The organism is Chryseobacterium turcicum (assembly GCF_021010565.1).
In the GTDB taxonomy this organism is placed as follows: domain Bacteria; phylum Bacteroidota; class Bacteroidia; order Flavobacteriales; family Weeksellaceae; genus Chryseobacterium; species Chryseobacterium turcicum.
Map to the genome: position 1 here is coordinate 2,824,455 of NZ_JAJNAY010000001.1, position 21,682 is coordinate 2,846,136.

General features: G+C 32.5%; 17 protein-coding genes. 10 read left to right on the top strand and 7 right to left on the bottom strand.

Annotated features, from left to right (window positions below; translation table 11 throughout):
* Positions 1–213: 213 nt before the first annotated feature.
* The 3 genes from LO744_RS12885 to LO744_RS12895 all read right to left on the bottom strand — a co-directional run bounded on the left by LO744_RS12885 (position 214) and on the right by LO744_RS12895 (position 3,465).
* Positions 214–1,047 (bottom strand): GLPGLI family protein, encoded by an 834-nt coding sequence (locus tag LO744_RS12885; protein WP_230669831.1) that lies wholly within the window; start codon positions 1,045–1,047, stop codon positions 214–216.
* Positions 1,048–1,053: 6 nt separating this feature from the next.
* Positions 1,054–2,199, bottom strand: coding sequence for a carboxypeptidase-like regulatory domain-containing protein (locus LO744_RS12890; RefSeq protein WP_230669833.1), 1,146 nt, complete (start codon positions 2,197–2,199; stop codon positions 1,054–1,056).
* A 123-nt stretch (positions 2,200–2,322) separates the two neighbouring features.
* On the bottom strand, positions 2,323–3,465 hold the full coding sequence (locus tag LO744_RS12895; RefSeq protein ID WP_230669835.1) for an Atu1372/SO_1960 family protein: 1,143 nt from the start codon (positions 3,463–3,465) through the stop codon (positions 2,323–2,325).
* Between the two features lie 63 nt (positions 3,466–3,528).
* On the opposite strand from LO744_RS12895, the gene LO744_RS12900 reads away from it, so the two are divergent.
* On the top strand, positions 3,529–4,341 hold the full coding sequence (locus LO744_RS12900) for an AraC family transcriptional regulator (RefSeq protein ID WP_230669837.1): 813 nt from the start codon (positions 3,529–3,531) through the stop codon (positions 4,339–4,341).
* Between the two features lie 39 nt (positions 4,342–4,380).
* Here LO744_RS12900 and LO744_RS12905 read toward each other — a convergent pair whose 3' ends face one another.
* Positions 4,381–4,557: a histone H1 gene (locus LO744_RS12905; protein ID WP_055981058.1), complete on the bottom strand. Its 177-nt coding sequence runs from the start codon at positions 4,555–4,557 to the stop codon at positions 4,381–4,383.
* A 496-nt stretch (positions 4,558–5,053) separates the two neighbouring features.
* On the opposite strand from LO744_RS12905, the gene LO744_RS12910 reads away from it, so the two are divergent.
* The 8 genes from LO744_RS12910 to LO744_RS12945 all read left to right on the top strand — a co-directional run bounded on the left by LO744_RS12910 (position 5,054) and on the right by LO744_RS12945 (position 14,607).
* Complete coding sequence (locus LO744_RS12910) at positions 5,054–5,905, top strand: helix-turn-helix domain-containing protein (protein ID WP_230669839.1); 852 nt, start codon at positions 5,054–5,056, stop codon at positions 5,903–5,905.
* 629 nt (positions 5,906–6,534) lie between these two features.
* Positions 6,535–7,059, top strand: coding sequence for a hypothetical protein (locus LO744_RS12915; protein ID WP_230669841.1), 525 nt, complete (start codon positions 6,535–6,537; stop codon positions 7,057–7,059).
* A gap of 73 nt (positions 7,060–7,132) precedes the next feature.
* Positions 7,133–7,924 (top strand): fimbrial biogenesis chaperone, encoded by a 792-nt coding sequence (locus LO744_RS12920; protein WP_230669843.1) that lies wholly within the window; start codon positions 7,133–7,135, stop codon positions 7,922–7,924.
* Positions 7,917–8,948: a hypothetical protein gene (locus LO744_RS12925; protein WP_230669845.1), complete on the top strand. Its 1,032-nt coding sequence runs from the start codon at positions 7,917–7,919 to the stop codon at positions 8,946–8,948. Before LO744_RS12920 ends, LO744_RS12925 begins: the two co-directional genes overlap by 8 nt.
* A gap of 10 nt (positions 8,949–8,958) precedes the next feature.
* Positions 8,959–11,754: a COG1470 family protein gene (locus LO744_RS12930; protein WP_230669847.1), complete on the top strand. Its 2,796-nt coding sequence runs from the start codon at positions 8,959–8,961 to the stop codon at positions 11,752–11,754.
* 362 nt (positions 11,755–12,116) lie between these two features.
* Positions 12,117–13,181, top strand: coding sequence for a 3-oxoacyl-ACP synthase III family protein (locus LO744_RS12935; RefSeq protein WP_230669849.1), 1,065 nt, complete (start codon positions 12,117–12,119; stop codon positions 13,179–13,181).
* Between the two features lie 481 nt (positions 13,182–13,662).
* Positions 13,663–14,112, top strand: a complete 450-nt coding sequence (locus tag LO744_RS12940) for a GNAT family N-acetyltransferase (protein ID WP_230669851.1) — start codon at positions 13,663–13,665, stop codon at positions 14,110–14,112.
* A gap of 6 nt (positions 14,113–14,118) precedes the next feature.
* Positions 14,119–14,607 carry a GNAT family N-acetyltransferase gene (locus LO744_RS12945; protein WP_230669853.1) on the top strand — a complete coding sequence of 163 codons (489 nt, stop codon included), beginning with the start codon at positions 14,119–14,121 and terminating at the stop codon, positions 14,605–14,607.
* Positions 14,608–14,609: 2 nt separating this feature from the next.
* On the opposite strand, the gene LO744_RS12950 is transcribed toward LO744_RS12945, so the two are convergent.
* Entirely contained in the window at positions 14,610–15,176 is a 567-nt protein-coding gene (locus LO744_RS12950) for a Crp/Fnr family transcriptional regulator (protein ID WP_230669855.1), read from the bottom strand.
* Positions 15,177–15,308: 132 nt separating this feature from the next.
* On the opposite strand from LO744_RS12950, the gene LO744_RS12955 reads away from it, so the two are divergent.
* Complete coding sequence (locus LO744_RS12955; RefSeq protein WP_230669857.1) at positions 15,309–15,935, top strand: CatA-like O-acetyltransferase; 627 nt, start codon at positions 15,309–15,311, stop codon at positions 15,933–15,935.
* Positions 15,936–16,017: 82 nt separating this feature from the next.
* Here LO744_RS12955 and LO744_RS12960 read toward each other — a convergent pair whose 3' ends face one another.
* A complete protein-coding gene (locus LO744_RS12960; RefSeq protein ID WP_230669859.1) occupies positions 16,018–17,277 on the bottom strand; it encodes an efflux RND transporter periplasmic adaptor subunit in 1,260 nt (419 codons plus the stop codon).
* 1 nt (position 17,278) lies between these two features.
* Complete coding sequence (locus tag LO744_RS12965; RefSeq protein ID WP_230669861.1) at positions 17,279–21,643, bottom strand: CusA/CzcA family heavy metal efflux RND transporter; 4,365 nt, start codon at positions 21,641–21,643, stop codon at positions 17,279–17,281.
* Positions 21,644–21,682 lie beyond the last annotated feature (39 nt).

The following is a 21,682-nucleotide window of genomic DNA, read 5'->3' on the forward strand; positions in this document are numbered from 1 at the left end:
TTGATTGGCATAAAGATAAAAATTAAAATTCTTAAATCCTCTATTTATGCTTTAATGATGAGTTATTCGTTAATTCAAATAACAAAAAAATCTGTATAATCAACGGGACATGAATTTTATGTTCTCCCACAGATTTACAGACTTAATATTAAAAAGAATCGTAAATATGAACTGGGAATCATTACCTATTACATATTGCTCATTACAAATGAATTACAACGGATATTTTATGGCTTTATCTAGCTCAATCGGGTTATTGTATTTTCGGATGTTTCCTTTTAGTCTCTCATTAACTTCACGAGAATTGTTTTGTCCAACTTTAGTTCCGTCATTCAGGTAAAATTCTTCACTCGACTGTGTTTGTGTTGTTGCATTTCTGAGGTAATTTATGGGAGCATCGTAATATTTCAACTTAGAATCTTTATATTTTTTTTCATCTACTGCAACACTGTTCCCTATCATATAATCGATATACATATTGGCTTTAGGGTTGGCAAGGTTTTGAGTTTTTACCAATTCAAATTTATAATCACCCTTATTATCATACAATTCTGTAATTAAACCTGGAAGCCCATGGAATTTATAAGGTCCTTCCTGAAAAGGAATATCTGTTGTGAACCAAGCTGTCCAATTTCTTCCACCCCAGTTTGTAGTTGCTTTTTGTAAATTAAGATTTTTCACTTTCTTTTTTTCGGTAGTAAGCTTCCAATTTTGGATATTTTTAGAAGAAAGCTTCAAAACGACATTTTCCAAAACGTCAAAATAATCGTAATCTGCCGAACCGGATTTATGAGCAATAATATGTGAAGTATTAAATTTTGAGCCCTCTGTAATCGGTAGATTTTGTGTGACCAAAGAGTCTCCAACAAAAAAATCTCTCGGATAGTATTTTATTATTTTAGATTCAATATCCAAATGATAATTTTCTTTTGTGATTATATTTTGGGTAGAATCTTTTTTGTATTCCACATCATAGATAAAACGGTGAGTCTGTGCTTTTGCGGCAAAACCAGTCAGTAAAACAGTTGTTAAAAGTATTTTTTTCATCTTCAATTATTTCTGGTTAATAAATTCCTGCTCTTCTTTAGACAGTAAAATAGTCGCTTCTTTATCTTCTTTCACCGGAACATTATCCCAAATACTTTTATTGAAGTCTACTTTTGATTCTAATCCTTTTTTATTTGATTTTGTAAAAGTATTGTAGACGATTTCGGTACTGAAACTTCGCTCATCCTTTTTGCCATCATGAATTATAAAGAATTTTTCACCTGTAACTTTTTTAGAGGCGGGGATGTAGATGCCGTCTTTTTTATAAAAGTCAAAAAGTACACTTGCATTTCCAAGCTGATAATCAAATTCGACCCCGTCTTTATTTGTTTTTTTGTAAATAGGGAAATTTTCTTGCTGATAAATTAAATTGTATAGCGTTATTACTTTATCTATTTTATTATAAGTAATTTCACCAGAAACGTCTATTCCTCTTTCAGATTGCACTTTTACATAGATAACTTGAGTATCATTATCTTCTGAAATTAGTCGACCGGTAATTTTTGAATTTTTAGTGTTCATATTAGCTAACAACCGATATATTTCAAAACTAAAAAAATAATCACCCATACTTGCATGTTCAAACTCATTAGTTTTTACATTAAAAATACCTTTCAAGTTATCTTTTTTATACTTTACATTATTGAGCTGTATCTGTAATATTTCGTCATAGTTCTTTTTATATCCGTCTCTAAAATTGTAAGAATTGCTTTTACTCCACAATTTAGCTTCTGCAATCACCATAAAAATCAGGTTATTATTATTAAAGCCTTTAGATTTAAAAGTGATATCATAAAGTGATGGTTTGTCAAAATATCGTTTGTTGTAGTTTTTATGCAAATCTTCAATGATTTTTTTGATATCTACATTAATGATTTTCACTTCCTCAATATCTTTAAAAGCTGGTTGCAATTTAATGATTGAACTGAAGTTTTTGACATTTACTTTTTTAAAACCTGATGCAGAAACTTCAAAATCTTTAGAATTTTCATTCACAGGCGCAAAACCATCTTCATTGGTGTAAACTAATTGATTGATTAAAATAATTCTTGCATTAGCGATAGGTTTTCCATTTTCAGCATCCACAACCTGTAATTTTTGTGCCGTTAAAAATGCCGAAAATAAAAGGAATAAAAAGGAAATATGTTTCATAATAAAAGTTCCGCTATGGTTATTAGCGGAACAAATATATATTCAAAAAGGAATACAATTCTACAGTGAATGATTTATTTAATATTAATTGTGATTATTTAAATTTCTTTAACGGTTTTTAAATTATTCTACTTCAAAAATAGCCTGAATTTCTACAGAAGAATTTACAGGAACAGAAGAAACTCCAAATGTAGCTCTTGCATGCTTTCCTTTTTCACCAAAAACTTCCACTGCAAGATTTGAAGCAACATTCATTAAATCTGCATGTTTGGTATAATCATCTTTTGTGTTGAAAATTCCGGTAAGCTGAACTACTTTTTTTACTTTATCTAAATCTCCATTCACCGCATCTTTCAATACCGCCAAGACATTTAGCATTGTTTGTTTTGTAGCTTCTTTTACTTGATTTTCATCAACCGAAATTCCTAATTTGCCCGGATATAAAATTTTTCCATCTTTCAAAGCAACCTGATTAATGAAAACTAAGTTTCCAGACCTTACAAAAGGTTGATAATTTCCTGCCGGTTTCGGAACATTAGGAAGAATAATATTTTTCTCAGCCAAAACCTTTTCTATACTTTTATTTTGCGAAATTTTAATTTCAGAATTTTTGTTAAAAGTTCCTTTTAAAGCAAACACAACTTTTGCAAAATTCTTTCCTTGTTCGTAAGCCATTTCCTTTTCACCAGAACTTGGTCTTTCTACATTTTTTACCAAAGCAAGACTCGTTACTCCCAAAACCGTATTTCCCTGAGGAATATTTTTATCAATTTTTTCAATCCCTCGAATTCCGTTGGATACCAAAACCATCCCATGGACTGAAAGGCTATTCCAAAATGCCTGAACTGCCAATTCGTTTCCAGCTCCACTTCCAGCAGACATAAAAACGGCAGCAGGCATTCCTTCTAAAGCGTGATTCGTCCATAAATCAACTGTTTTAGAAAGAAATTCACTCATTCCTGTACTGATATTCCCAAAATAAACCGGCGAGCCAAAAGCAATTCCGTCATAAGAACTTAATTCTTCCACAGAAGCGACCGGAATATCTTTTAAACTCGGATGATTTGAGGATTTCACCTGTTTTATAATAGACTGAACGTTATTATTAGTTTCAATTCCTTTTGAGATTTGTTTTGCTAATTCATACGTTCCTCCATTGTCAGAATGAATCAGTACCAACACTTTTGCTTTATTATTCTGAGCTATCATCGTGTTTGAAATTATTGTTAAAATAAAGACTGCTAAAAACCTATTGAGTATTTTCATGTAAACTGTTTAAGATTATACAAATTTAATACTGTCGTTTTTATTAATTTTGCCAAAAACTTTATGCAAAACGCCAATTCAAAATGCAATCTTATCGAACAGGAAAACGGCTTTCTCAATGATTCAATCGAGAAAGAAGCTTACATTTGGTATGAAGAAAACTGGCTGCATGACGACCATGAACATCAGCATCAGCGAGCCCAACTGACTTTTGTACAAGAAGGCTACCAATATTTTCATATTAATGATAAAATTTATCTCGTTCCTCAGAATCATGTCATCTGGGTTCCTTCATCTCAAAAACATAAAATAACTTCCGAGGCAGAAACTGTAAAATTGATGGTTAGTTTGTTTAAAAATGTTCCGAAAGATGATTTTTATAGTACTACCCATGTTTTTCCTGTGCCTTCGGTTTTGAAAGAAATGATTTTGTATGCCACAAAATGGAATAAAGAAACAGAAAAAAATATAGAGCAGGAAGCTTTTATGAATGCTTTACTAATCAGTCTTCCTAATTTTTGTAATGAAAACGTTGCATTGCAAATTCCATTACCTTCGGATAAAAGATTACTAGAAGTCTGTCATTTTATAAATCTGAATTTTCATCAAAATGAGAGCATTGAAGAACTTGCAGAAATAGCTAATCTATCTACGAGAAGTCTTCAGCGTATTTTTAAAAAGGAAACTGGGATAAGTGTAAAGAAATATGTACAACTGATAAAAATTCTTAAAAGCATAGAATTAATAGATTCACATCAGTTTACATTAAGTGAAATTGCTTATCAGGTAGGATATAAAAGTCTTTCAGCATTTACATCGTCTTACCAAGCGATTATGAATGCAAAGCCAAGAATTAGTAAGAAGATTAGTTTTTGATATAAAAAATAAGCCGACTGAATCAGCCGGCTTATTTTATTATTTTTTAGATTCTTCAACAGAAACTTTTCTGAAATCTTTAAACAATTTGCTTAGTTCAAGAGCTGATTTACGAGCTCTAGTTCCAGCTGCTTTGTTTCCTTTTTCAACTTGTTGGTTAGCTTCTGTCGTGAACGCCTCAAATTCTGCGTTGATTTTTTCGATAAGTTCTTTCATGTCTATAAAATTTAGGGTGCAAATATATGCTTTAAGACCATTCCAGCCTAATTGTAGCGGTTTTTTTTGACCTATAAACATCAAAAAAATACAACAAAACTCAAAAATCTTAAAATACCATATCAAAATACGCTGAAAACTAATCTAATAGGGCATTTATTGACTTAAATTGTACTTTTATCGGGTCATCAATTTTTGAAAAATTAGTACCCATTTACCTTCTTTCTCAAATCTTCATCAATTTACCCTTAATTAAGCGAGATTTTGAAAACAAATCGCTTTCGATAATATAGAATTCACTTAAGCTTTAAATAGCCTTATATATGATTAAATCAAGGAAAATCCATTTTATCAGCGACCTTATAATAGCATAATCAAACTTCTTTCGTGTTTTTTTTGAAAATTAACGATAAAACCTCACGTTAAAGTAACGATTTTCCTTAATTATTACTTAATTTTGATAAATATATTCATTCACAAAACACAAGAAAACACAATGCATCAAATATCCGATGAATTAAAAAAAAATGGCTTCAGTATTAATCTTGTCTCTAAAATCATAGAGCGCAATAATTTCTCAAGAAAGTTTAATACATTAGAGTATTTTGCAATCTATTTGGTTGCTGAAGACCTCAATATTACCGTAGAAAATAAACCTTATCATATCTCCGGTGGAAATTCTGTATTCATTGGGCCTCAAAAAAACGTAGAATTTGGTAATGCAATGGGCAAAGAAATTTATGCCATTGTTTTTTCTAAAGAGTTTTTCGACAAAACATCTAAAGACAGCATCTACTTAAATTCTAATATTTTTTTCAACAGTACATCCAACATTTTTGTAGCACCCTATTTTGGTAATAATGAATACAACAAAATTATCTTAATAGAAAGACTAAAGAGATTTTCAGCTATTGACGAAGAAAGCATTTATTTTTCGGCTGCACATAATGCGATAGAAAGTTTAATTCTAGATGCTCATTTGCATATTGACCATAAAAATGAGCCAAAAGAACATTTGGAATCTGTAAGCTTAGTTAACCGTTTTACCGTTATTCTTCAACGAGATTACAAAACCGAAAAAAAAGTTATTCACTATGCGAGTGAACTTAGAGTGTCTAGTCGAAAATTAACCGACATGGCCGAGTTTGTTTATGGGAAATCTGCCAAACAAATGATTATCGAAAAAGTAACATTCGAATGTGAGAAAGCAATTAAATTTTCAAGTAAAACTTTATCTGAAATTGCATTTGATTTAGGCTTTAAAGATGAGGGTAATTTTAGTAATTTTGTCAAAAAACACAGCGGAAAAAAACCATCCGATATGAGAGAGATTGCTAGCTCAATATGATGAATTTTCATTAAAAACTCCTTTTAATCTTTGATTTATTTGCTTTATTTTTATAAAGCATTTTTTTTGCTCATTTTTAAGATACAAAAACACAAAACAATGATAATCAAATATTTAAAATTAATTTTTACGTAAAAATTTATAAATTATTACGTAAAAATTATTAAATCAAACCCACGTTAAATTGTATTACATGTATATACTGATTAGATTTGCAGTATTAAATAACAACAACGAAAAAATTACCAATATTTAGAAAATAAAAAAAGAACACCAAATCACAAAGTTTTATTAGTATTTTATTTATTCTTTTCAACCTAATACATTCATATTAATAAACTTTTCATCATCAGTTTTCAATGGTAACTGGATGTATTGAATACAATCAATAAATCCGGTTACCTATTTTAAAAGTTTAACAATTAAATAAATATTTTCATACCATATTATTAAAGAGTCTTTTAATTAGACATTTTTATCAAAAATTATTTTCATTTCATCGTATTGCATTTTTTGTAAAAATTTACAAAAAATAAGCACGTTTTCGCAAAACCCAATTTGCAAACTGCCTGTATCTTTGCACCCGAAAAGAATAGATAACAATATCTAAATTAAAACTCATTGATACTATGAAACAATTTTTATTTGCGGCAGCTGGATTATTTGCTTTCGCTACAGCTAATGCGCAAAATAATACTGTAACACTAAATGTTAAATTAAAGCCAGTTCAAACCCTTATAGTAACTAGTGCGCTAAATAATGTAGATTTAACTTACCAAACAGAAGCTGACTATACTAATGGAGTTAGTAAAAAAATGGACAACCAATTAACTATATATAGTACAGGTAGTTATGAACTAAGCGTAAGTAGCAATGATGCAACGATAACAAAGGGAAATAAAGTAATGAATGTAAGTAGCATCCAAGTAATACCTACATCGGGTACAAACGGTCCAGATAATGCTATTTATACAACAAAATCGCTTTCTAACAATCCAAATACTTTAGTAACCTCTACAGCTGGTGCAGTTAACAAACAAATTAGTATTGAATATAAAGGAGCAGGTGGAAATACTTATTTAGATAACTATATTGCAGGTCAAGACCCTACTGTTTACACAACAACTTTAACATATTCTATTGTTAGTAAATAACAAACGATAATCATATAATTTTATAGTGTCACAAATTATTGTGACACTATTCATGTACTTATAAAACACCATTATGAACAAAATCACTCTCTTATTCTATTTTCTGGTAATACAAATCAGTGCACAAACAGGTATATCGGTTTCTCCACCAAGGGTTTATTTTGAATCGGCACCAGGAGTAAGTAGTACGCAAACGGTAACGGTTTCCAATGTGAGTGAAAAACACGCGCTAGATCTTGCGATAAGTTTAGGAGATTGGAATTATGATGAAAAAGGTGATAATATAATACAAGCAGCTGGTACATTAGAGAATTCTTGTGCAAGCTGGATAAACATCAACAAAAACGATAATTACTTCAGTCTCGGCCCTGGAGAGAAAAAAGAGCTAGAAATAACACTTACTTCGCCTGCATTACCAAAAGACAAGCTTTCTGTTCATACAGCAGTATTATTTGTGAGCCAAATGAATCCCGTGGATGATGTAGATAGTAAAGGAGCAAAAATTAAATTAAGTGTTCGTTCTGGAATTAAAATATTTCATAAAACGCCAGAGGTAATAAAAAGAAAAGTTGAAATTAAAGATTTGAAATTTGATGCTTCGAAGAAGCTACTGAATATCACATTTGAAAACCAATCTGATGCATGGACCGATGGAAAACTTATAACAGATATTGTTAATACAAATACTGGTAAAAAGATTAGTATTGCACCTATTGTATTCTATACATTACCAAGAAATACTCGTAAAATAAGCATTCCTATGCAAGATATAACCGAGAAAGGCTCTTATAACGCCTCAGTAATCATTGATTATGGGGATAACGAAACTTTAGAAATGGGAGAGCTAAATTTTGAATATGAGTAAAATAATAGTCATTTTATTTGTAATGATCTCTTTGTGCAGCAATGCGCAGGTTTCGTTTAATACATGGACAACAAACAACTATATGCAGGTAAATTCCTATAATGGAAACAGTAATCCTGATGCGTTAACTTCAAGATTTGAGACTAATGGCAATCTAAATATGCCGTACTGGAAAATTTCAGCAAAACTTAAACAAGCGATTACTTCTGCAGGCGGACAATATACGATTCCTGGAAATAAAATATCTTTTCAGCCAATATCTACATCCGGACAGGCTTACCCTAACCCTATTCCGTCATTCACACAGATTGGAGTTCCTCCTAATGTATTTTTACAGGAGAATACAGAAGTTTTTTTGATTCCTCAATCAAATGCTCCTTTGTATAATATGCCCTCAACGCCAAATGGCTATTACGACCTTCAGCTTAAATATGGAATTACCATAATGGGAGGTGCTTATTTGGGTGCTTATCCTACCTGGACAGATTTCACAGCACAAATAGAGTTTACAGCTTATGATCAATACAACAATGTGATTGGAAAAAAAACTGAGGTTTATAGGTTTCAGATTGCGAATCTATCAGGAACGCCACCCGTAACGCAGGAAATGTCTTTAAAGGTAAACGCCAATGTAGTAAACGGTTTTCTTGAATTCAATAGCATGCAAGATTATAACAATGGTAAGAGTGTAGTTTATCCTAGTGGTCTGCAAGTCACTACCAATACCAATTTTCAGATTAAAGTAAGATCATTACAGAGTCATTTCCAATCAATTACAGGTAATTACTCTATTCCTGTAGATGCTATGCACGTTACTTTACAACCTTTAGGTCAAAATAATCAGGTAATTTCCCCGGTAGCATTAAGTACAATAAGCCAAACTTTGGTTAAAGGAAATACCAGCCAAGGTACTACTTACAATTACGATATCAAATATTTCACATTGCCTCAGGATATGCAGTTCATTAATGCTAAATCTACTGAGTATTCTACTAGTTTACAGTACGAAATTACTCCTCAATAAATTTTATAAGATGCCTTTTTTAAGCAGAAGATTTTTGTTCACCCTTTTTATCGTTTTATTCAGTTGTATTTATATCAATGCGCAAAAAACTGAGTCGAATGTGATCATGGAAATTGAGCAGGAAAATTCAACATCTTATTCTAGGATTCTGAATATGGTTGTAAGTGTTCAGAATTTGAATTCTACTAATTTCAGTGGAAAAATTCAGTTTACCTATCCAAAAGGATTTAAAGTGATTACAGGTGACGAACCTTTAATAGAACTAAAACCCAACGAAAAAAAATATTTACCTGTAAGAATAATCTTACCTTCTGATGCTGAAGCAGGATCATCTCCTATAAAAGTTCGGCTGCTTGATCAGCTTGGGAATTTTATAACCGAAAGAATTAAAGAACATATTATTGAGATTAATAATGATCTGAATTTATCTTTATTAACAACCTCCATCTACAGATCTTCTAGCCAAGAGCCTTTATTAATAAAAGTGAGAGTAGGTAATACAGGAAATATCTCTCAGGATATTACTTTGGTATGCAAAATTCCTGATCCTGAAAATGGGAATCAATTTTTGGAGCAACAAGCTTTAATTAATGTAAAAAAAGATTCTACTTTTGTATTTACTTATCAACCTTCTAAAAGCCTATCTAGATTATCTAGCTTTACAATAAACGTTTCAGGTTTCAGAAATCCAGATAAAGAAATATTCAATACATCGACTATTTTGGTACAAAATATTTCCAGCGTTCAAAAATATCAAGATCCACAATTTAGTAATTTTACCGAAGACTCCAAAAATCAGATTACAACTTTATACAGGAGAATTGGAGACAATGCCGATATGTATCAGTTGACTGGTTCGGGTGGCTTCAACTTACCTTCCGGTTTTCTTAATATGAAAGGGAATATTGCATTTTTCAACAATCAGCGACAGCCTTTGGTAACCAATACCAATATTACCCTTGAGCAAGGTAATAATCAATATACAATTGGAAGTATCAATAAGTTTTTAGAGATGCCTTTGGCGGGAAGAGGGGTAGAATATAGTCATACTTTCAAAAAAAACACCAAACTGGAGGTTGGATTTATTGATCAGAATTTTAACCTTATTGAAAGAAATACCTTTTTAAAAAACGGCTATGGCTTTTTCACCAGAGGAACAATGAATATAAACAATAGCTCAAAAACTATTTCGGCAGGTTATAATTATCGCTATGACCCTTATGAGAAAACTAGCCATCACATTTTGGGAACAGAAACCCATTATACCTTTGATAAGGTCTGGATGGTGAATGCAAAAGTAAATGCCGGATTAAGTTCTTACGAATCTCAGGATTTGCTAAAACCATCGTTCTCTGCTGAATCTAACTATACCGGTGCTTTTAAAGATTATAATCTTAACGGAATTTACTTTTTCAGTTCTGGATATTATCCTGGAAACCGACGAGGAAGCGTACAGCTACAGCAGAATATTTCAAAGAGCTATAAAAACTATAATTATTTTGGTAATATTACCTACTCTAATTTTTCACCAAAATATTACTTTTTCGACAGACCTCAAGCTTCTGAAAACGTTAGAATGGAGATGGGAACTAAATTTCCCAATAGTAAAAATTTTAGTTTTGGCCTTTTATATCAGTTTCAAAACGAAAAATCTAACAGCTACAATAATTTCTTTGGAAACTTAAACTCTAATGAATTTCGAGAATTAACAACGCATAGATTGGTCGAACAAATTTCATGGTCACATACCAAAACAAAACAATATGCATCACTTACATTCGATACAGGTTTAGCAAAATATCCACTTAATGACAATCTAAAATTTCAAATGAAGTTGAATGGAAATTACAGCTTCAAAAAATTTAACATTAATACAATTTACCAATCGGGAAGTTATTATTTATCTGAATATGCATTATCTCATTTAATCTCGGATAACACCGATTATAAAAAACTTTCAGTTTCGCTTTTCTACAATAGTAATTTCATCAAAGACAAAGTTAACGTAAGTACAGGATTATCTTATATAGACGATATAATCTATGGGAAATCTCCTTCCGCATTTTTTAATGCGAAGTATAGTAGCAAAAATTTCAATGTATTTATGAACTCTTCTTGGTATAAATATTCGCTAGGAGACTTGGCAAATAATATTATAACATTTGAACTTGGTTTAACATTGAATTTAAAAAACTCAGTATTGAGCCCTTACAAAAAAGCAAAAATTCAGGTGTTTACTTTTTATGACGAAAACAACAACAATATTTTTGATTTGGGAGAAAACCCCGCTAATGACTACATCGTCAATATTAATAATACAGCGTTAAAAACTACCACAGACGGAATGGCAACCTATAAGAGTGTGCCTTTCGGAAAATATAAACTAAAACAGCATATTCAGCAAGGCTGGTATTATGATGAAACTGATTTTAATGTTGATTCTCACACCTATCTTTTGCATATTCCGCTTCATCAAAACGGAACGCTTTTAGGTAATATATCTTTTGATTACAATGCGAAAACGGCATTGGAATTTGAGCATAGAGCGTCTTCTGTAACATTCAAAATTCTTAAAGGGAATGAGGTTGTACAAAAATTAGAAAGTGATGACCAAGGGAAAATAACCTCTTTTTTACCTACAGGCAGTTACACAATTTTTATTGATACCTCTAGCCTTCCTCCCAATACATATTGCGAAACTCAAAGCTTTGATATTAATGTAAAAGCCGGAGAAATGGTAGTTGTTCCTGATTTCATTATTAAAGTAAGAGAGAAAAAAGTGAATAAAAAAACGTTCAGCAATTAAGATAGTAGTTGATGATTGCTAGAATGATATAAAGAATCTTAGAATCTATAAATAGGTTATCAAGAAGTCACTAAATAATTTACGAAAAATAAATAATCAAACCACAACAGAAGCTTTTCTGCTCGGATTTTTTGTTTTTATCATCTATATTTCCTTTTCATACAGTCATTTATGATGTATAGAGTATGAATTATTGTTATACATTAAATTATCCAATCCATATTTTTGTATGTATCGAATGTTAAATCGTTGTAATAGATTATTTTTTATAGTATCTTTCGCCACAAAATAACTATCTTTATTATAAAAATATTAATTATTCATAATATTTTATTGAATCTCAACAAAGGGACTCCCGCAATATGAAAAGTAAAATTATCGGTGTAGGCAACTACATACCATTAGAAACTATTACCAATCTGTTTTTCGACAACCATATTTTCCTTAATGAAAAGGGCGAAAACCTAAAGGAAGACAACCACTTAATTACCAGTAAATTAAAAAAAATTACAGGAATTGAAGAAAGAAGATATGCTAGTGACAATCAGGTAACTTCTGATTTGGGATTTATTGCGGCTAAAAATGCAATAGAAAACTCGAAAATTGATCCTGAAACTTTAGATTATATTATTTTTGCTCACAATTTTGGCGATGTAAAGTCTGGTACGATACAGTCGGATGCCGTTCCTAGTCTTGCATCAAGAGTAAAAAATTTATTACAGATTAAAAATAATTTCTGTGTTGGTTACGATTTACTATTTGGATGCCCAGGCTGGATTGAAGGAGTGATTCAGGCTAATGCATTCATTAAATCGGGTATCGCTAAAAGATGCTTGGTTATTGGAGCGGAAACTCTTTCTCGTGTGACAGACCCGCATGACAGAGACAGCATGATTTATGCAGACGGAGCAGGAGCAATCATTTTAGAAGCCAATGAAGATGACGATGATTCGGGTATAAAATCTCATATTTCGGCATCTCATACCTATAAAGAGAAAGATTTTTTAAATTTTGGGAAGTCTTATAATACCGATAATTGCCCAGACACCCGATACATCAAAATGGATGGCAGGAAAATCTATGAATTTGCCCTCATCAATGTTCCGGATGCAATGAAAAAATGTCTTGACCAAAGTGGCTATACAATAGACCAGCTTGATAAAATCATTATTCATCAGGCAAACGAAAAAATGGATGAAGCGATTGTTAACCGATTCTATCAGTTATATGACACTCCTCCACCTCCAGATATTATGCCGATGGTAATCAGTAAACTCGGAAACAGCAGTGTTGCAACAATACCTACCTTATTGACGATGATTTTAAATAACGAATTGCCTACGCATTCAATTAAAAAAAATGACATTGTGTTATTTGCATCAGTAGGTGCAGGAATGAATATTAATGCATTTGTTTATAAGTTTTAAATTATAAATCAGCTTTATTTAATAGATACAAAAAGAGAAATAACTTGTTTACTTCTCTTTTTTTTTGTTTCCAAATGTGACTTTTAAAATATTGAAAACATAAAATTACGCAATCTTTTATATTTGAAAATATTGTTGATATCGGTCGGTTTATTTTCTTTAAACCATTTTGGAATTACAATTCCGTCGGGGAATTTATCCTGGCTTTTCAGTGCTGAAGATGATACAGCGAGAATTAATAGTGACCAAAAGAAATTAGATGTATTTCGATATTTCATAACATTATTATATTAAGATATGTTCTTATATTTATGCAAATTTGAATATGAAGCATAAAAATATACATTCCGAGGCTTTACAGCATCCTACTCTTTCATGTTGGAAGTTTTTAATCGGTTTTTGTCTTAATAAACTTTTAAATTCCACAGGGTTTTAGTAAGTTTACTTTTCTTATATCAAATGAAGTTGAAATTAAATACTTATGAAAATAATATCTGTAAGACAAAATCCTGAATATATAGAAAAAGCAATTCAATATTTCCAGAAAAGCTGGTCTGAAATTTCGCCTATAATTTATGAAGATTGTATATCGAATAGTATTGATGCAGAACAGTTTTTGCCTCAGTGGTATTTATTGGAAAAAGATGAAGAAATAATTGGTTGCGCCGGATTAATCACTAATGATTTTATCAGTAGAATGGATTTGTATCCTTGGCTTTGTGCCATGTTTATTGATGGAAATCACAGAGGAAATCATTACGGTCAACTTTTGATTAACAAAGCTAAAGAAGATACAAAATCGGGAGGTTTTAAGTACCTGAATCTATGTACAGATCATATTGGGTTTTACGAAAAATATGACTTCAAATATATCGGACAAGGTTATCATCCTTGGGAAGAAGAATCTAGAATTTATCAAATCGAAGTATAAACTTTCATGAATATTAAATACCGAAATCTTTTACCGTGTGAAAGTAAAGATTACCGAAAAATCCGGCTGGAAAGCTTAAAAGAATTTCCGGAAGCTTTTTGTGCAAACTATCAGGAAACATTGAATATAAGAAAACTTACTTTAGAAGACGATATTGAAAAACAGACAATCAACAAATTTGTACATGGTGTTTTTGCCAATCAAGAATTAATCGGTATATGTACTTTTGTAAAAAGCGATGAAAACATAGGAAATATTTATCAAATGTATGTTCAGAAAGGTTTTCAGGGAAAAAATATTGGGTTGAATTTAATTCAGGAAACCATAAAAGAAGCCACAAAACGATACGGTTATTTAGAAATTTTCCTCGAAGTATCTATTCATAATCTAAAAGCTAAAAATTTTTATTTAAAAGCTGGTTTTGAAAAAATTCAGCAAACTGATGATTCAGAAGATATTTTAATGCAATATAAAAAATTAACTAATAATTCTTAAAATTACCCCTCCAAATTCTTCAGACTTCTATTTAAACTTCTTACAGAAATCCCCAAATACGCTGCCAAATCTTCCTTGGAAAGTTGAATATCCTGTTCTGACTGAAGGTCTAAAAGCTTTCGCAAACTGTGTTCAACCGTATAGAGCTGCTGAAAAGATGCCCGCTTTGAAGTATTCACAATGCGCTCTGCAAAAGCATCAACAAGTAGAGCATTGAGTTCTAAATTATTTTTTAAAAGTTCGCGAAAGTATGGAACCGACAATGCATACACAGAAACATGGGTCATCGCTTCAATATTGCATAAACAAGGAGTATTTCTAATACATTCTATTTCGCCCATAATTTCGCCATTTCCTAAAAATTCAAGAATAAATTCTTTATCATTTTCTTCACTGAAATAGCATTTTGCAATCCCCTCTTTCATCAACATGACTTTGGACGAATTGTCATTCTGAATTAAAAGCTTTTGCCCTTTTGCAAACTGTTTCAAAATCACATCTTCTTTTCGCTCCTGCTTCTCATAAAGTTTGGTAATAAAGTCTAAAAATGTCAGGTTGGTACGTAGCATATTCTTATTCGGGACAAATGTCCTTTCGGGATTTTTTATATAGGTTGAAATTTGCAGCAGAAAAATACACAATACTGCTGAAAAATAAAATTAGTGATTCTAATCAATTTTTAATATAAAATTTAATAAAATATGAAACAACTTATTAATCAAAATAGCTGGAAAAGAAAAGACCATTTCCAGTTTTTCTCAAAATTTGAAGAACCTTTTTTTGGAGTAACCATCAATATAGATTGTACTTTAGCTTACCAACAAGCGAAAGCAAAAGGTAACTCTTTTTTTCTTTATTATCTGTACAGAGCTTTAAAAGCTGCTAATGCAATAGAAAATTTCCGCTATAGAATTATTGATAAAGAAGTGTATTTGTTTGACCAAATCAATGCTTCTGCAACCATCAACAGACCCGATGAAACCTTTGGTTTTTCTTATATAGACTATGATAAAAATGAAGAATTGTTTATCAAAAATGCAAAAGAAGAAATTGTAAGAGTACAGCAATCTACAGGTTTAATTCCTGCAGGTTCGGGAGAAAATGTTATTCATTTTTCGGCTGTTCCGTGGTTAGATTTTACTTCACTTTCTCACGCAAGAAGCTTTACATTTCCGGACAGCTGTACCAAAATCTCGTTCGGTAAAGTAACCGAGAGCAATGGTAAAAAATTAATGTCCGTTTCCATTCATGCACATCACGGTTTGATGGATGGTTTTCATATCGGATTATTTGCTGAAAAGTTTCAGGAACTGATGAATGAAATCTAATTTAAGGAACCATAATTAAAAAAGCAACGTCTGTAAAATTTACAGACGTTACTTTTATTGGAAATAAATTTTTAAATAAAACTTAATGTGCGTGGTCTCCAGAATTTGATAATTTGGCATTGACAAAAAATGCACCTTTTGTAACCACCTCTGCATCAGCAGGAATTTCGTTAACGGTTGTAATTGCCGTATATCCCATATCAGAAGATCCTTTTACAACTTCTATTTTTTCAAAATTGACGGTTTTAGATTCTTTTTCGTGAGCTTTCTTTTCATCTGTATGTTCGCCTTTTTCTTCAGAATGAGAATGCTCTTCAGGTTTTTTATTGGTTTTAATGAAAATATAATATTTGCTGTCTGCTTCTACAATCGCTTCACTAGGAACTGCTGGTGTTGTACTTTTATCAAGACTTACAATTCCTGTGATATTCATTCCATCGATTAATCCGGTTTTATTTCCTGTGACAGAACAATGTACAGAGATAGTCTTACTTTCATTTTCAAAAGATGAACCGATGCTATAAACCTTTGCATCGTACTCGGTTTCCGGGTTGTTGGTCAGTTTAAAATGAACAATTTGTCCTACTTTCATTTTAGGTAAATCTTTTTCAAAAACCTGTAAATCAAGATGCAAAGAACCATTATCAATCACATCGGCAACGGGTGACGAGATATCCACATAGCTTCCTATTTGTGCAGAAATATTACTAACCGTTCCGCTGATTGGAGAGGTAATAACCAAACCTGAGCGCAGATTGCCATTATTCACATTTGCAGGGTTGATTCCCATAATCTGAAGTTGTCTTTGTAAAGAGGCTTTTTGCGTTCGTAAAGTTTTCAGTTCGGCATCAGAACTTTGTAGGTTTTTCTTTGCCCCGGCATCATTATCGAAGAGTTCTTTTTGTCTTCTGTATTCCTGTTCGGCAAACGAAATCTTACTTTTCACCATAAGAAATTGCTCTTGTAATTGAATATATTCAGGATTGCTGATGGATGCGATGACCTGACCTTTTCTTACAAAATCTCCAATCTGAACATTCAGGGTCTTGATAATTCCGCCATACATCGAAGTGATTGTGGCTTTATTATTGTTTGGAACTCTTAATGCGCCATTAGCTTTAATCGTGGAAGTCAATTCTTTCATTTCGATTTTTCCTAAGGTAACCCCGACACTTTTTATTTGCTCGTCGGTAAGACTGGCAATCGTTTGTGGTGCTTCTTCACTATGTTCTTCGGTTTGTTCGGTTTTAACTTCACCTTCAGGTTCTGCAGTTGTTTCTTTTTTGCCACAACTTACCAGAAAAGCAAAGATAAAAGCAGTATAAATGATATTTTTTTTCATTTTATTTGTTGATTAAAGAGTTAATGGTAATGACAGACTGATTGACCTGTTGTATAGACTCCAGATATTTCAGCTGAATATTGGTGGCAGTCTGCAAAGCAAATAAATACTCAACGTAAGAGATTTCTCCGGTTTTATAGCCAAGCTGTCCCGCTTTCACAATTTTTTCAGCATTCGGTAAAGCTTGCTCAACGTAATATTGGTATTGCTGAATATCTTGTTGATATTGACCTAATGCATTTTCTAACTGAGCTGTCAACTGCTTTTGTTGCTGTTTGGCATTCGTTTCCGCCATTTGTTTCTGATATTCCAGCGATTGAATTCTTGCTTTGGTTGCTCCGAAAGTTAAAGGAATTGCAATTCCAATGTTGGCAACACTGAAACGGTTTCCTGAATTAAAATATTTTTCCTGACCATTCAGCGTATGAAAACCAATAATCGACTGATTCGTATATCCTAAACTGAATTCGGGTAAACCTTGTGACTTTTCCACGTTTTTGTTCTTATCGGCAATTTCCATTTCTTGATAAAAAGCTTTTACCGTCGGATGGTTAGCAATGGCTGTACTATCTAGAACGTATTCAGCTTTCAAAGGTTCATAATTCTTATTAAAAGATATTTGAATGTTATCATCCGTATTCAGAAGTGTTTTTAAATTTTTGTAGGCATTATTTAGATAGATTTTATTCTGATTTAGTAACAAGTTAATCTCTCCTTTCTGTGTTTCTGCAGTGCTTATTTCTATTTTTTTGATGTCTCCGGCATTAAATCTTACCGTTGCAATTCTGATAAAGTCCTGATAAAGACTATCTAGTTTCAAGAGTTTAGCCTGATTGTAATGCAGATATTCAATTTGATAAAAGTAAGTTCTTACCTGTTTTGCAAGTTCATTAACTGTAACTTCTTTATTAATTTGCTTTCCTTTAATTTCCTGCGCGATAAGTTCTTTTCTTGCTTTAAATAAAGTAGGAAATGGTATACTTTGCGAAATGGAAAACGACTGGTCAAATTTCGGGCTGTTGTATTGTCCTAATTGTGCATTCAAATCCATTTTTGGAAGTTCGTTGGCTGTTGGTTTCAGGCTTTCAGAAACTTTAATATCCAAATCTTTTGATTGTATTGAATAGTTATTGTTCAGCGCCATTTCTGTTGCCTGCTCAATGGATACTATCTTTATGGTTTGAGCTGATAATGTCTGTCCTAAAAATAAAAACCCTAAAATAATCACGGTCGTTATAGGTTTCATTTTTATATCCTTTCTTCTCAATTTTGTATTGAAAATAATGTAAAGCATTGGTAAAACGAATAATGTTAAGAAAGTTGCCGTTATCAATCCGCCAATAACGACGGTTGCCAAAGGTTTCTGAACTTCCGCACCCGCTCCGGTGGAAATCGCCATTGGCAAAAATCCTAAAGATGCTACAGCTGCAGTCATCAAAACCGGACGAAGCCTTGCTTTAGTTCCTTCAAAAACACGTTTCAAAATATCGGTTTCGCCATCTTTTTCTAATTGGTTGAATGTTCCTATTAAAACGATTCCATTTAAAACGGCAACACCAAACAATGCAATAAAACCAATTCCTGCGCTGATACTGAATGGCATATCCCGAATAATTAATGCAAAAACTCCACCAATGGCACTCATAGGAATAGCAGTAAAAATCAGAGCGGCTTGTTTTAAAGATTTAAAAGTAAAATAAAGCAACATAAAGATTAATAAAAGAGAAACAGGAACCGCAATCATCAGTCGTTTACTTGCTGCTTGTAAATTCTCGAATTGCCCGCCATACGTGAAATAATAACCTGAAGGAAGTTTCACTTTATCATCCAATTTTGCCTGAATCTCTTTCACCACACTTTCCACATCGCGGTCTTTCACATTAAAACCGATGACGATTCTACGTTTTCCTTCTTCACGACTTATCTGTGCAGGACCGAGTTTATAACTGATATTAGCAACCTGCGAAAGCGGAATTTGATTTCCTGAATTAGTAGAAATCATTAAATTATTCACATCATCAATATTGGTTCTGTGAATGCTGTCTAAACGAACTACCAAGTCAAAACGTCTCTCATTTTCAAATACAAGACCTGCACTTTTCCCGGCAAAAGCTGTACTGAGCGTATTATTTACGTCTTCAATATTCAACCCGTAGTTTGCCATTCTTGTTCTGTCGTATTCTACGTTGATTTGCGGAAGACCACTTACTCGTTCAATCTGCGGTGTCGTTACGCCTTCTACATTTTGAATGACTTTATTCACTTTTTCCGCATAGATTGCAAGAGAATCTAGATTTTCACCAAAAATTTTCACAGCAACATCCTGACGAATTCCGGTCATCAGTTCATTAAAACGCATTTGTATCGGTTGATTTTTTTCAAAGAAAACCCCTGGAATATTTTCCAGCTTTTCAGAGATTTCATCTGCTAATTCATCATAAGATTTTTTAGTTTTCCACTCTTTTTGTGGTTTTAAAACAATAATCATATCGGTGGCTTCCGGTGGCATCGGGTCTGTAGGAACTTCGGCTGAACCTGTTTTCCCTACCACCATTTTCACTTCGTCAAATTGCTTAATGATTCTTGATGCCTGCATCGATGTTTCTACACTTTGCGTCAATGAACTTCCCTGTGGTAAAATGCAATGGTATGCAAAATCTCCCTCTTGTAATTGTGGAATAAACTCACCTCCCATTCTGCTGAATATTAAAATACTGATGGTAAATAATACGACTGTAGCCGAAACGATAATATATTTTAATCGTAATGCTTTTTGTAATAAAGGCTGATAAATATTCTGCAATTTCCGCATCATTTTATCCGAAAAGTTTTCTTTTGTAGAGGGTGTTTTAGATAAAAACAAAGCACTCATCATCGGAATATAAGTTAATGATAAAATCAAAGCTCCTAAAATTGCAAAACCTACTGTTTTTGCCATCGGTGTAAACATTTTACCTTCTACTCCAACCAAAGTTAAAATCGGAATGTAAACGATAAGGATAATAATTTCTCCAAACGCTGCGCTGTTTCTGATTTTTGAAGCGGAAAGAAAAACTTCCTCATCCATTTCAGCCTGCGTTAATTTTTGAGTCGATTTTCTGAGTCCTAGATGATGAAGGGTAGCTTCCACAATGATAACCGCACCGTCAACAATTAACCCAAAGTCAATCGCACCAAGGCTCATCAGGTTTGCACTTACCCCAAAAACATTCATCATTCCTAAAGCGAAAAGCAATGCTAATGGAATCGCAGAAGCTACAATTAACCCAGCTCTAAAATTTCCTAAGAATAATACAAGAACAAAAATGACAATCAATGCACCTTCGATTAAGTTTTTTTCAACGGTGTTGATGGCTCTTCCCACCAAATCTGTTCTGTCTAAAAACGGTTCGATAACAACATCACTGGGCAAAGATTTTTGAATCGTAGGAATTTTATCTTTTACCAAATTAACCACTTCATTACTATTGGCACCTTTCAGCATCATTACAATACCGCCTACTGCATCTACTTTACCATTGAATGTCATCGCTCCATAACGTACTGCGCTTCCTAACCTTACATCCGCAACATCTTTTATAAAAATTGGAACGCTGCCTGTATTATTTTTTATGGCAATATTTTTTATATCTTCCAAAGAAGTTACCACCCCGATTCCCCGGATAAAATAGGCATTTGGTTTTTTATCAATGTACGCCCCACCTGTGTTTTGATTGTTTTTTTCTAATGAAGTGAAAATATCGGTCACACTTACCCCCATTGCTTTTAATCGATTGGGGTCAATAGCTACTTCATATTGTTTTAGCTCACCTCCAAAACTATTGACTTCTGCAATTCCCGGAGTACCATTCAATTGTCTTCTTACAATCCAGTCCTGCATTGTACGCAGTTCTTGCGAAGTATATTTATTTTCACTCCCCTTTTTCGGATGCAGAATATATTGATAAACCTCTCCCAACCCTGTACTTACAGGAGCAAGTTCTGGCTGACCAATTCCTTTAGGAATTTCTTCAGCAGCTTCTTTTAGTTTTTCGTTAATAAGTTGACGTGCAAAATATACATCAACATCTTCTTTGAAAACTACAGTGATTACAGATAGTCCAAATCTGGAGATACTTCTTGTTTCCTCAATATCCGGAATATTGGCAATGCTTTGCTCAATGGGGAAAGTAACCAGCTGCTCTACTTCTTGCCCAGCAAGTGTAGGACAAACTGTGATTATTTGCACCTGATTATTTGTAATATCGGGTACAGCATCAATCGGTAATCTGGTTGCACTCCACACGCCCCAAATTATCAATAATAAAGTCATTATCCCAACGACAATTTTATTTTTGATGCTAAATTTTATGATTTTATCTAACATAGAATTTAATTTTTATTAATCTGCGTTTTCATTATTGCA

What these genes read in the sequence shown, in the direction of transcription:
- LO744_RS12885 (WP_230669831.1), bottom strand. Translation starts at nt 1,047, where the DNA reads ATGAAAAAAATACTTTTAACAACTGTTTTACTGACTGGTTTTGCCGCA.
- LO744_RS12890 (WP_230669833.1), bottom strand. Translation starts at nt 2,199, where the DNA reads ATGAAACATATTTCCTTTTTATTCCTTTTATTTTCGGCATTTTTAACG.
- LO744_RS12895 (WP_230669835.1), bottom strand. Translation starts at nt 3,465, where the DNA reads ATGAAAATACTCAATAGGTTTTTAGCAGTCTTTATTTTAACAATAATT.
- LO744_RS12900 (WP_230669837.1), top strand. Translation starts at nt 3,529, where the DNA reads ATGCAAAACGCCAATTCAAAATGCAATCTTATCGAACAGGAAAACGGC.
- LO744_RS12905 (WP_055981058.1), bottom strand. Translation starts at nt 4,557, where the DNA reads ATGAAAGAACTTATCGAAAAAATCAACGCAGAATTTGAGGCGTTCACG.
- LO744_RS12910 (WP_230669839.1), top strand. Translation starts at nt 5,054, where the DNA reads ATGCATCAAATATCCGATGAATTAAAAAAAAATGGCTTCAGTATTAAT.
- LO744_RS12915 (WP_230669841.1), top strand. Translation starts at nt 6,535, where the DNA reads ATGAAACAATTTTTATTTGCGGCAGCTGGATTATTTGCTTTCGCTACA.
- LO744_RS12920 (WP_230669843.1), top strand. Translation starts at nt 7,133, where the DNA reads ATGAACAAAATCACTCTCTTATTCTATTTTCTGGTAATACAAATCAGT.
- LO744_RS12925 (WP_230669845.1), top strand. Translation starts at nt 7,917, where the DNA reads ATGAGTAAAATAATAGTCATTTTATTTGTAATGATCTCTTTGTGCAGC.
- LO744_RS12930 (WP_230669847.1), top strand. Translation starts at nt 8,959, where the DNA reads ATGCCTTTTTTAAGCAGAAGATTTTTGTTCACCCTTTTTATCGTTTTA.
- LO744_RS12935 (WP_230669849.1), top strand. Translation starts at nt 12,117, where the DNA reads ATGAAAAGTAAAATTATCGGTGTAGGCAACTACATACCATTAGAAACT.
- LO744_RS12940 (WP_230669851.1), top strand. Translation starts at nt 13,663, where the DNA reads ATGAAAATAATATCTGTAAGACAAAATCCTGAATATATAGAAAAAGCA.
- LO744_RS12945 (WP_230669853.1), top strand. Translation starts at nt 14,119, where the DNA reads ATGAATATTAAATACCGAAATCTTTTACCGTGTGAAAGTAAAGATTAC.
- LO744_RS12950 (WP_230669855.1), bottom strand. Translation starts at nt 15,176, where the DNA reads ATGCTACGTACCAACCTGACATTTTTAGACTTTATTACCAAACTTTAT.
- LO744_RS12955 (WP_230669857.1), top strand. Translation starts at nt 15,309, where the DNA reads ATGAAACAACTTATTAATCAAAATAGCTGGAAAAGAAAAGACCATTTC.
- LO744_RS12960 (WP_230669859.1), bottom strand. Translation starts at nt 17,277, where the DNA reads ATGAAAAAAAATATCATTTATACTGCTTTTATCTTTGCTTTTCTGGTA.
- LO744_RS12965 (WP_230669861.1), bottom strand. Translation starts at nt 21,643, where the DNA reads ATGTTAGATAAAATCATAAAATTTAGCATCAAAAATAAAATTGTCGTT.